At 27.0% G+C, this 11744-nt stretch carries 15 protein-coding genes; 11 read left to right on the top strand and 4 right to left on the bottom strand.

Features of this window, described 5'->3' with window-relative positions; all coding sequences use genetic code 11:
- Positions 1-123: 123 nt before the first annotated feature.
- Both N4A48_RS05745 and N4A48_RS05740 read right to left on the bottom strand, forming a co-directional pair.
- Positions 124-942 carry a dicarboxylate/amino acid:cation symporter gene (locus N4A48_RS05745; RefSeq protein ID WP_293664883.1) on the bottom strand — a complete coding sequence of 273 codons (819 nt, stop codon included), beginning with the start codon at positions 940-942 and terminating at the stop codon, positions 124-126.
- A 212-nt stretch (positions 943-1154) separates the two neighbouring features.
- Positions 1155-2042 carry a TMEM165/GDT1 family protein gene (locus tag N4A48_RS05740; RefSeq protein WP_293664882.1) on the bottom strand — a complete coding sequence of 296 codons (888 nt, stop codon included), beginning with the start codon at positions 2040-2042 and terminating at the stop codon, positions 1155-1157.
- A gap of 348 nt (positions 2043-2390) precedes the next feature.
- On the opposite strand from N4A48_RS05740, the gene N4A48_RS05735 reads away from it, so the two are divergent.
- From N4A48_RS05735 to N4A48_RS05720, 4 genes are all read left to right on the top strand, one after another.
- On the top strand, positions 2391-3086 hold the full coding sequence (locus N4A48_RS05735; protein WP_293664881.1) for a UPF0489 family protein: 696 nt from the start codon (positions 2391-2393) through the stop codon (positions 3084-3086).
- Positions 3087-3152: 66 nt separating this feature from the next.
- Positions 3153-3650, top strand: coding sequence for an SEC-C metal-binding domain-containing protein (locus N4A48_RS05730; protein ID WP_293664880.1), 498 nt, complete (start codon positions 3153-3155; stop codon positions 3648-3650).
- A 114-nt stretch (positions 3651-3764) separates the two neighbouring features.
- The gene (locus N4A48_RS05725; protein ID WP_293664879.1) at positions 3765-3923 is read left to right on the top strand and encodes a hypothetical protein; all 159 of its coding nucleotides are present in this window, start codon (positions 3765-3767) and stop codon (positions 3921-3923) included.
- 16 nt (positions 3924-3939) lie between these two features.
- Positions 3940-5994, top strand: a complete 2055-nt coding sequence (locus N4A48_RS05720; protein ID WP_293664874.1) for a methyl-accepting chemotaxis protein — start codon at positions 3940-3942, stop codon at positions 5992-5994.
- A gap of 33 nt (positions 5995-6027) precedes the next feature.
- Here the strand turns inward: N4A48_RS05720 and N4A48_RS05715 are convergent, their stop codons facing one another.
- Positions 6028-6948 (bottom strand): pseudouridine-5'-phosphate glycosidase, encoded by a 921-nt coding sequence (locus tag N4A48_RS05715; RefSeq protein WP_293664873.1) that lies wholly within the window; start codon positions 6946-6948, stop codon positions 6028-6030.
- Positions 6942-8045 (bottom strand): PfkB family carbohydrate kinase, encoded by a 1104-nt coding sequence (locus N4A48_RS05710; protein ID WP_330665057.1) that lies wholly within the window; start codon positions 8043-8045, stop codon positions 6942-6944. Before N4A48_RS05710 ends, N4A48_RS05715 begins: the two co-directional genes overlap by 7 nt.
- A 394-nt stretch (positions 8046-8439) precedes the next feature.
- On the opposite strand from N4A48_RS05710, the gene N4A48_RS05705 reads away from it, so the two are divergent.
- From N4A48_RS05705 to N4A48_RS05675, 7 genes are all read left to right on the top strand, one after another.
- Positions 8440-8826: a helix-turn-helix domain-containing protein gene (locus N4A48_RS05705; RefSeq protein ID WP_293664872.1), complete on the top strand. Its 387-nt coding sequence runs from the start codon at positions 8440-8442 to the stop codon at positions 8824-8826.
- Positions 8827-8838: 12 nt separating this feature from the next.
- Positions 8839-9084, top strand: a complete 246-nt coding sequence (locus N4A48_RS05700) for a sigma factor-like helix-turn-helix DNA-binding protein (RefSeq protein ID WP_293664871.1) — start codon at positions 8839-8841, stop codon at positions 9082-9084.
- Between the two features lie 147 nt (positions 9085-9231).
- Positions 9232-9684, top strand: coding sequence for a hypothetical protein (locus tag N4A48_RS05695; protein ID WP_293664870.1), 453 nt, complete (start codon positions 9232-9234; stop codon positions 9682-9684).
- A 16-nt stretch (positions 9685-9700) separates the two neighbouring features.
- A complete protein-coding gene (locus N4A48_RS05690; RefSeq protein WP_293664869.1) occupies positions 9701-9898 on the top strand; it encodes a helix-turn-helix domain-containing protein in 198 nt (65 codons plus the stop codon).
- Positions 9899-9947: 49 nt separating this feature from the next.
- On the top strand, positions 9948-10181 hold the full coding sequence (locus tag N4A48_RS05685; protein WP_293664868.1) for a BhlA/UviB family holin-like peptide: 234 nt from the start codon (positions 9948-9950) through the stop codon (positions 10179-10181).
- Positions 10182-10196: 15 nt separating this feature from the next.
- Complete coding sequence (locus N4A48_RS05680) at positions 10197-10400, top strand: LysM peptidoglycan-binding domain-containing protein (protein WP_293664866.1); 204 nt, start codon at positions 10197-10199, stop codon at positions 10398-10400.
- Between the two features lie 218 nt (positions 10401-10618).
- Positions 10619-11744: hypothetical protein (locus N4A48_RS05675; protein WP_293664865.1), on the top strand; the 1126-nt coding region annotated here is incomplete at its 3' end.

The raw sequence follows: 11744 nt of genomic DNA, 5'->3' as shown, positions 1-11744 counted from the left end.
GAGAAAGTATTCTTATTTCTTTTTCTGTAAATATTTTATTACTCATTTTATCTTCCACCATTCGTCTTTTTTTCTATTATACATAAAAATACCCTATAGAATAGACTTTTTTTAGTGTCCACTCTATAGGGTACAGTATAAAGGTTTCATAACCTTTTTTATAAATACAGATGGGGAAATCTTAGAAAGTATTCCAACCATCGTAGGATAAAATACGAACGTATGAACAGCAAGAGCTACTATATAAACTCCAAACAACTTAAATATAGGTTTTAAAGAATCAAATCCAAATGTAGCTATTGAATAAACCATAAGAGCAAATACTCCAATTGGAGCAAATAACAATACTTTATTTATAACCCAAATAAGTGCATCTGTTATACAATCAAAAACCTTTAGTATAAATTCCTTTTTTTCATCATCAAGGCTAGATATACCAAAGCCTAAGAATAAGCTGAAAAACAATATTTGAAGCATATTACCATCTACAAGTGCTTTTACAGGATTAGTAGGTATTATTCCTTTAATAGTTTCCCAAAAACCAGGTAAATCTCCTTTATCAGCATACTCATTAGAAAACATTGATGTTATAGAGTTATCAACGCCTACTCCCGGTTGAGTTAAATTACCTATTATTAAAGCAAGTACAACTGCAAATGCTGTTGTAAACATATAATAAGCAAATGTAGCACCGCCTATTTTACCAGCAGATTTAGTATTTCCAATAGATGCGGTACCTGATATTATAGATGTTGCAACTAGAGGTATAACTACCATTTTAAGAAGTTGCATAAATATATCGCCCAGGTTAGAGCAAATATTTGATGCGAAAAACATTCCAATATTAGTCTTATAGATAAAATATCCGACTATTATTCCAAGTATCATAGAAATAATTATCATTAGTCCTAAGTTCTCAGATAAAGATTTAGATTTTTTCATAAAAATTTCTCCTTTTTAAGTTCATTAGTTAAGCTAATCCATAAGCTGTTAAATTTTTATCTTTAGCCTTGATAGGATAAAGATTTATAACTTTTAGCTTTCAGATAAATAGAAACATTTGGATTAACTTTTTTAAGTATATCACAATTTGAACTTAATTTAAATAAGGAAAAATGAAAAAATATTAACTTAATTAAGTGAAAAGGTGAACTTTATTCTTTATTTTCTTTATAACAATTATGAACTTTTCGATAAAGATTTACATTCATATACTTTAGACTTTCTAAATATTTTATAACACTTCCTAGATAAGGAACATTTTCACCTAAATATTCTTTTTCTATCTTAACTCTTTCTTGATTTATTGGACATGATTCGAAGTGTTTTTGTCCACAATTTTTACATTTAGTCAGAACCTGTGCTAGTTTAAGTTCGTAATATCTGTCTTTTTGTATTACATTTAATCTGAAAATAAGAAGTATCAATAGTGCAATCATTGAAAAATAGCATAATATATTAATTGGTGTTGTATATATAGTTGGAATATATGTATATAAACCAACTGTACCGAAGAACATAAAAACAAAAGCGGCTATTATTTTCATTGTTACTTCAGGTATTTTTTTACCAAGCAATTTTCCAACAATTATACCAAGACCACCAGTTAATATCATACCACTTACGGTCCCAAATAAGACTAGCAAAGGTAATTTAGAATTAGCTCCAAGCGTCATAGCAGTAAGTTGAGTTTTGTCTCCAAGCTCGCCAATAAAAAAAGCAAATGCTACAGTTAATATAGGGCCGTACTTAGAATTTATATCATCATCTTTATCATCTTCAAAATCAATTTTTAAAGACCATAGACCAAATAATATAAATAGCAAAGATGCAAATAATTGAACTTGCTTTATTGGAATAAAATTACTTATGTAATTACCAAGAGCTATGGCTATTCCATGATTTAAAAAAGCACCTATAAATATACCTATAAGAACATAAAGTGGTTTGAATTTTGATGCAAATGCAAGAGCTAGAAGCTGAGTTTTATCTCCCATTTCAGCTAATGTTATTAAAACAAAAGCTTTAATAAATTCATTCAAAGAAAATTCCTCCTTAGTAAATATGTAAATATATAATATAATATTTTATAACGAATAGGAAATTATATTCCTATTCCAATTGTGGACAAGTATAATTTACATTATGAGTTTCACTTTATTATTATATTCTATAAATAAATATATACTACCTTTTCGTACAAACAAAAACTATAGGGTATATGAAAAAATAAATAAGTCAGGTTACGAAGTAATTTTGATTATTTTATAGGAACTCAATCACGAGCATACTCACTGTATGTAAGTGATTGAGTAACGACGAAAAGAATAAAAAGGACGAGTAAGATGACTAGTTTATTTTTGAATATGCCTAATATTGGAGTGATATAGATGAATTATTATACAGGTTTTTTTATAGATAAGCCTATAGGAAATAATATATTTTCTTATAAAGAGAGAGAACATAAAAATATATACGTAGCATCATTAATAAATGGAACTCTAGATGATGTTAAAATAGGAAACCATATAGCATTTTGTGAAATTGAATTTGATAAAGAAATAAAAAATAGAGGTCTTGAAAACTTTATTAAATATGATTTTAATGGGAAGGACGTATATATATTTGATAATCATAATCATGCATTTTATTTTTGGATAAAGTCACTAAAAAATAAGAAATTTAAGAAAGGAATAAAACTTGTTCATGTAGACCAGCATAAGGATATGAGAGAACCAGAAGAATATATAGATAATATAGAGGACATGGAAGAAGTTTTTAAGTATACTAATTTTAGCCTTAATGTTGGGAATTTTATAAAACCTGCATTAAATATAGGTATATTTTCTGAAGTATTTATAATGGATAATTTAAATAGCTTTAGTGAGCAAATAGATGAAGAAATAGTTCTGGATATAGATTTAGATATATTTTCTAAGGATATGGAGTATATAGATTATGAATTGAAAATATATAGAATAAAAGAATTAATAAATAAATCAAATGTAATAACTATAGCAACAAGTCCATTTTTTATAAATCAAGAATATGCAATAGGTGTATTGAAAGATATATTCAAAATTTGATTGAAAATAAAAATATATTTGATATAATTAATATTTAGGTAATTTATTAATTAAGGAGGAAAAATTATGAGTTTATTCGAAAAATGGCAGCAATTAGCTGAGAATCATACAAGTGAACAAGAGGAAGTTAAGTTCTGGGAAGAGTACTTAAAATTAGAAGCTGGAGTATATGATAAGATATTAAATGATAAAACTGAGATAATAAAAGGACAAGTTTCTGATTTAGCTAAAGAATATAAAATTAGTGAAGAATATTTCATGGGATTTTTAGATGGAATAAGTGAAAGTACAAAAAATGAAATTAAATTAGAAGGATTAGAAGCTGATAGTGAAGTTACTGTAGAAATAGATTTTGAAAAATTATACTACAATATGAATGCAGTAGAAGCTCACTGGTTATATAATTTAGAGGGATGGAATAATATCTTATCTGAAGAAAAAAGAAAAGAAATACAAAAAAAATATAAGTCTTCAAAGACTATAGTTAAAGAAGAAAAAATAGGAAGAAATGATGCTTGCCCTTGCAATAGTGGTAAGAAATATAAGAAGTGTTGTGGAAAATAAGCCTAATTATTAGGCTTATTTTTTTTGAATATTCTATGAATTCATAATTACATTTTTAAAAATACAAAAAAATGTTAATATATAGATATAGTATGAAATTGGGGGGATAAAAGCATGTACAAATTAAAGCTTATTGAGGATGATGATTTAACAATTAAGGAGTTTGAAACAAAACAAGAGTTAGATTCGTATGTGAACAAATACAATATAAAAAAAATATGGCATCAAGTAGAAAAAATAAATAGAGTTATACCTAATTTAAAAGATGAATAAGGGGGAGGAGAATAAATTGTTAAAAAAATTTAGGAGTATAAGATTTAAAATACTTACAATTCCATTAATAATTATGTTTATAATAATATCAACTATATCTTTTATAAATATAAATATATCTAAAACAAGGCTAATAGATCAAATGAAGCTTGATGGAATTGATTTGGCAAATCAAGTATTCAAGCAAATTAAAAATAATGATGAGGCTATAAGTATTATAAATGAAAGTATAGAAAATGATATAAGGAATATAGGTAATTTTATATCAGAGGATTACTTAGCTATAGATAATAATTATTTAATTAACATAGCAAATATATTCAAAGTAGATGAAATAAATGTAACAGATTCTAATGGGGATATAATATATTCTAATCTTGAAAGTAGTATGGGAGCTAATTTTGGGAAAGACCATATATCATCTTCTGTTCAATATGGTAATAGTGATGAATTTATGGAGAATATAAGAAAATCAAGAGAGACGGATGATTACTATAAATATGGGTATATAAAAATGCCTAATGCAGGAATGATACAGGTAGGAATACTTGCAAATAAATTAGAAGATTTAAAAAAGAGTCTTGATATACAAATGCTATTAAATAAGATTTCTGATGAAAAAAATATAGAGTCTGTTTTTTTAGTAGATAAAAATTATATAATAACAAATTCTTCAAAAAAAGAAGAGATAGGAAGTACACTAAAAAGTAAAGAAGGTAAAATGCCAATAGGAAATGAAGAAATCTATTCTAGTAAGTATTACGATAAAAGCTTAAATAGGTACGTATATGATGTATTAGTACCTATGTATAAAAATGATGTGAATATAGGGTCTTTAATTATATCTATTTCTATGGATAATGTTAACAAGGCTATAGCTTCAAACATAAAGATGACAATAATCGTTGGAATAATATCATTTATTATATCATCTATAATACTTTATAAAATTTCAAATAATATATTAAAGGTTATAAAGAATTTGGTAGATTCATCTAAAAAAGTAGCTAGAGGAGAGCTTGTAGATGATATAAATATAAATACAAATGATGAAACTAAAGTATTATGTAATAACTTTAAAGATATGATAAATAGTCTTAAGTCAATAGTAGATAATGTAAAAGTTCAAGCATCAAATACTGATGATATGTCTAATCATTTAACTGATATATCAAATAAAATGACTTTAGGCATTGAAAGTATAGTGCTATCTATACAAAATATAGCTGATGGTACAATATCTCAGGCGAGTGGTCTTGATAATATAAATGAAATACTTAATAATTTTACATATAAACTCACATGTATAATAGATTATATAAAAGATGTTGACTCTGATTCAAAAGAGATAAGTTCGACTATAAGTGAGAGTAGTGAAAATGTAGAAAAGGTTATATCATCAGTAGACAATGTTATAATAGTATTTAGGGAATTAATAGAAAAAATAGCAAGAGTAGGTCAAGATATAAATGAAATAAATAATATAACATCACTAATAAATCAAGTAGCAGACCAGACTAATTTATTAGCTCTTAACGCATCTATTGAGGCTGCAAGAGCTGGAGAACAGGGAAGAGGATTTTCAGTAGTAGCTGATGAAATAAGAAAACTTGCAGAGCAAACTAAAGATTCATCTCAAAATATAAACGAATTAATACAGACAATATCAAGTGCAACCGAGAGTATGGTGCAGACTATTGGTATAGTTAATACTGAACTTTTAAATCAAAAGACAGATATAGATACAGCTATGAGTTCATTTAATAAAACTATAAAAGGATTGAATCATATAATCCCTAAGATAGATGAAGTAAATAAATCTGCTACAAGTCTTAATAATGAAAAAAATATTATACTTGAAAAAATAGAAGAAGCATCTTCTATTGCACAAGAAATATCAGCATCAACAGAGGAAATATCAGCATCATCAGAGGAAATATCAGCATCATCAGAGGAAATATCAGCATCATCAGAGCAAATTAGTGAGTCTGTAGCACAAGTTTCATCTACTGCTAGCAAGCTAACTAATATGACTAAAAATATGAACAATTATATAAATGAATTCAAATAAAAAAAGGCTGTATCAAATGATACAGCCTTTACTTTATTTATCTAATTTAGAAAGTTCTACAGCAAGCTTTGCTCCAACCTTTGCATTGTTATAAACTAATTGAATATTAGAATCTAAGCTCTTTCCGGCAGTTATCGCTTTAACCTTTCCAAGTAAGAAAGGAGTAGACTCTTTTCCTCTTATTCCTTTTTCATCAGCTTCTTTTAAAGCATCTTCTATAGCACTATTTATAGTATCATAGTCCATTTCAAACTCTTCTGGTATAGGATTTGATACTACAACTCCTCCATTTAAGTTTAAGTTCCATTTAGATTTTAAAGCTAAAGCAAGTTCTGCTGAACTATCTACCTTGTAATCAACATTGAATCCACTTTTTCTAGTATAAAAAGCTGGGAATTCTTGAGTTTTGTAACCTACAACTGGAACTCCATTAGTTTCTAGATATTCTAGAGTTAAAGCAATATCAAGTATTGACTTACAACCAGCACATACTACTGCAACATTAGTGTGTGCAAGCTCTTGAAGATCTGCAGATATATCAAAAGTTTGCTGAGCACCTCTGTGTACTCCACCAATCCCACCTGTTGCAAATACCTTTATTCCAGCAAGAGCAGCTATTATCATAGTAGATGCAACTGTTGTTGCTCCATCTAATTTTTTAGCTACTATAAAAGGTAAGTCTCTTCTACTAGCCTTTAAAACAGAATCACTTTTACCAAGGTGCTCAAGTTCTTCAGGGCTAAGTCCAACTTTTAGTTCTCCATTAAGAATTGCTATTGTAGCAGGTATAGCTCCATTTTCTCTTATTATAGACTCAACTGTTTTAGCCATTTCTATATTTTGAGGGTAAGGCATACCGTGAGATATTATAGTAGATTCAAGAGCAACTACTGGAGTTCCTTCATCTAAAGCTTTTTTCACTTCTGGATTTATTTTTAAATATTTTTCTAACATAATTTCATCTCCCTTAAAGTTTTTTCTATATTTTTAGTTGACATATTTGGATTTATTGTGTTCTGATGAGACAGAGCAAGTATAGACGCACTCATAGCAAATTTAGTACTATATATTAAATCATATTTATTAATATGACTATAAACAAGTCCTGCTATAAATGCATCACCTGCACCTGTAGCATTAACTACATCTAGTTCTGGATTTTTTACAATACTAGACTCTTGTCCATCTGAACAAAATACTCCATCTTTTCCAAGACTTATAAATACTCTTTTAACTCCTTTGTCAAGGAAATACTTAGCACATTTGTCAAGATCATCTTCTGTATTGATTTTTATACCTGAAAGTGACTGAGCTTCATATTTATTGGGCTTTATAGTGTGGAACATTCCTATAAGCTCCTTTACTTTTTCACTTTTTTTAGTTGAAACTGTATCTAGGAAAAAATCTACTTCCTTAAAGTTTGATAATAGATACTCTATTACATCCTTTGGCATATTAGTATCTATAACGCATACTTTAGAATTTTTTATAATATTTGATTTTTGTTTTATAAAATCTATGGTTATTTTATCAAATATATCCATAGAAGCTATAGCTACTTTCATATCACCACTCTCATCTAATATAGATAGATAAGTTGAGGTTGGATAATCAGTAGATATTAAGCAGTTTTCCATATCAATTCCAACTAACTTACTTTCTTTTAATATCTTTTCACCATACATATCTTTCCCAAGAGCTGATATTAATTTTGTATCTACATCCATCTTCACAAGATTCTCTGCTATATTACGCCCTACTCCACCTAGAGATATCTTCATTTGGCCTGGATTTGAATCATTCAAAATTAAGTTTTCATTTGGAAAACCTTGAAGGTCTATATTAGTTCCTCCTATTACGGTTACGTAATCCTCATCTTTTAATATATAGCCTTTTCCTTTGATATGACCCTTTTTACTTAAGTTGGTTATATGAACAGCTACAGAAGATCGAGTTATTCCAAAATAATCAGCAATTTCCTGCTGAGATATTAACGGATTGTTTCTTATGAATTCTAAAATTTCTTTTTCTCTACTAGTCAAATTAATCACCAAGCTTCTGTTTAGATTATAAACTTTTGTTTACAAGAAGTATAACATACTCCTTTAAATTTTGCAATAATGAAATACAAGAATCTGTTGTAAAAAAATAAACCTAATTTTAGTAAAAAAATTAGGTTTATTTAATATATTTTTATTAATCCTTTCAAATATTATATTCTTAATACTTTTAAGTGTTAGATTGAATTTTATTAACTGAAAATATAGAACATTCAATAAAAATTCGTTTAATATCTAAACAAAATCCCCTTACAAGTTATATTATTACTTAATCAGCATTTTTCGATAAAAAAAGTCAAATTATACCCGTTTACAGATTTAGGTATAAATTCGCTTGGATAGTTAGTAGGGAACGACAATTTTTTGTAGAAAAGAGAAGATTTATATGAAATTATACGATTTATTGCAAAAAGCTAAAAATAATGATAAGGATGCTATATTGGAAATTATAAAGGATTTTAATCCTACATTAAAAAAACTCAGCAATAGTTTAGATTACGAAGAAGCTGAAACTGATTTAATTATTGAAGTTTTGAAATTGATACAATATATTGATATTTCTAAGTTTAACAATTCAAGTAATAAGCAAATTGCTAAATACATGCATATTCATTTAAGAAAAAGGACTTTAGATTTATCTAAGAGGTATGAAAATAAATTTAAAGAGTTCATGGAAATAAATCACGATATATTAGCGAATGAAAGTGTAGTTGATATAGAAATTTCAGTTTTAACCTTGATATTAATTGAATCCTTAGTTAGTAATCAGTGAGATGTTATTACTATGGCATTTATACATGGTTTTTCTGAAAAAGACATAGCCGAGAGACTAGGGATTAGTAGACAAGCTGTTAATAGAACTAAAAATAGAGCCTTAAATAATCTAAGAAAAAAATATATAGAAGATAGAGAGCATTTAACTGGAAGAAAAAATAATAGAAACAGTCTCAAGTCAAGAAATATGAGTGTTACTAGTAATATATCTGATCCTATATATTTTCAAAAATTAAAATATTTACGTATTGGTTGATTTTTTTGAATAAAAAATACTCTTAGTATATTAGGGAGTATAAATTGTAATATTCTTAAAAAATAATGGGAATTTTAACCTTTACAACAGAACGTATGTTCGATAAAATATATAAAGATTTCTTTTCTTTGCATTGGGGGGAACCAAATGAAAAATAGAGTTAAAAGTGAAAATAATGAAAATAGTATATCTTTTTTAAACTATATATCAAAGAGCATAGGATATAAATCTACGGAATTAAAAATTAAATATAAAAAGCGATATTCCTTAGAAGAGCTTTCTTTAAATACAACAAAAGAAGAAATGGAAAAAATAAATTTAATTGTTGATGAAAATAACAATGTAGAAGATATTGCTTTATTTGATGAATTTCAAGACCTTAATGATGTTTTTGAAAATAAAGAACTTGTTAAAAGGATTGAGAAACTAACAAAAAAGCAAAAAAATATTATATATGAGTTATATGTAAATCAAATAACAGAAAGAGAACTTGCTAAAAAATTAGATACTAGTTTTCAAAATATAAATAAAGTGAAAAAAACAGCTTTAAAAAAATTAAATAAAAGTTTATTAAATACTAATATTTACTTTAAAAACTAAAAAAGAAGGTGACAAATTGAATATTGTAAATATAGAAGAATTAGTTAAAAGAGCAAAGAATAAAGATGAAGAAGCTATAAACATTTTGTTATCAATGTTTCAACCTTTAATAAGAAAACGAAGTTACATAAATGGAAAGTTAAACGAGGATTTATCTCAAGAACTAAATTTAGAATTTTTAAAATGTGTAGAAAGATTTAAATTTAAAGAATAGTTGATTTTAACATAAAAAAGTCCCTTTTATTATATAGGAGGTGATTTTTTTGGAAAAAGAAGTTTTGCAATTAGCTTCAACACAAGGAGTATGGGCAGTACTTGCGGTTGGACTTATATTTTATATTCTTAAATCTCAAGAAAAAAGAGATATCAGGCAAGAGGAAAGAGAAAAAAATTATCAAGGCATAATATCTAATCTTACAGAAAAATTTCATATTATTGAAGAAGTAAAACAAGACGTTGAAGACATCAAAGAGAGCATCACATTAAAAAATACTTAAAAAGAAGGTGAAATAATGGATATAGTAGAATCAAATTTGAGTTTTGGGAAATCTAAAGATTCTGTATTAGAAGATAAAAGAGATACTTATACAGTTAAATCAGTAGATATTTTATATTCTATTTCAAAAAAATTTAATATTACAGTGGATGAATTAAAAAAATTAAATAATTTAGAATCGAATGTGATTTTTCCAAGACAAATACTTAGAATATTATAGCCATGATACATGGTTATAATATTCTTTTGCTTTAAAAATAAGTTATTTCAATGGCTACATAGATTCTCATAAAAAATAATAAAAAAATTTAGAAGATGGTTGATTATTTAACTTAAAAACTCCTTTTATATAGTGTAAGGCAAAACAAACTAGCTAGTAAGTTAAAACTTACAAAATAAATTATAAATAAAAAAATATAAAAGAGGAGTGAAGAATAAATGTCATATTTAAGTTTATCTAACCCAACAACTGATTCATGTGATTTTAGGGTGAAATTAAGCAATGATTTTAACACAGATTATTATAGAGAATTAAGAATTACAGGTAGAGACTATGGTAGCTCTACAGATAGAGTTAGTTCATATGTAGAAAGTAGAACAGCAAGTAGTTCATATTCTTCTAGATATGTTGAAGGTGTAGTAAATGATGGAATGAGTGCAGGACGCACATATACATTATATGCTTATGCTCAGGCTCAAAATGGAACATGGTATAAAGCTGGTTCAGACACTATAACTATGCAAGATAGTGGAGGATCTAGTGAATTTGATTTAGGAATAAGAGATATTCTTTATAAATATTCAGATACATCTGACGATTATGAAGAAGTTGAAGATGGAATGAACTTTGAAGTAGGAAGAGAAATAGAGTTTAAATTACCAGTAAAAAATTATGATAATTCAGAAGGACCAAGATATACTGTAGTTGTTTATAATCAAGATGGAAATAGACTTGATTCTGATAGCGAATCAACTTTAGATGGAAGAGAGACTAATAATGCATATTTATCTGTAACTATAAATAATCCTGGACAGCAAAGATTGAAATTTGCTATTGAAACTGATGGAGGACATGATACTGATGATGATGACAATGTTGAATATAGAACTGTAAGATTTAGTGGAGGATCTGCATCTATAGCTAAGGAAATAAGTGATGGAGTAATAAATAATGAATATATGAGTAGTGGTTCAAAAGGACAGTGGTTTAAAGTTAGATTTAATAAAGATGGATTAGCAAACTTTTGGATAAACTCAGCTGGTTTAAGCAACGATTTAGATTTATATATATATGAAACTCAAGATACAGGAAGTAACAAACTAGGAAGCTCTACAAATAGTCCAGGCTCAGATAAAGCGGATGATATAGTTAGAGATATACCTGTAACAGCTGAAAAAGAGTATTATATATATGTTAAGAACTATGGAGGAAATTCTTGCTCTTATCAAATCAAAGCAAAACTCTATCCGCCTACAGCTAAGCAATTAAGTGATGGAGTAATAAACAATGAATATATGAGTAGTGGTTCAAAAGGACAGTGGTTTAAAGTTAGATTTAATAAAG

The organism is Tepidibacter sp. (genome assembly GCF_025210165.1).
GTDB lineage: Bacteria > Bacillota > Clostridia > Peptostreptococcales > Peptostreptococcaceae > Tepidibacter_A.
Note: the sequence above shows the minus strand (reverse complement) of the source record. Positions and strands in the feature narration are given on the sequence as shown.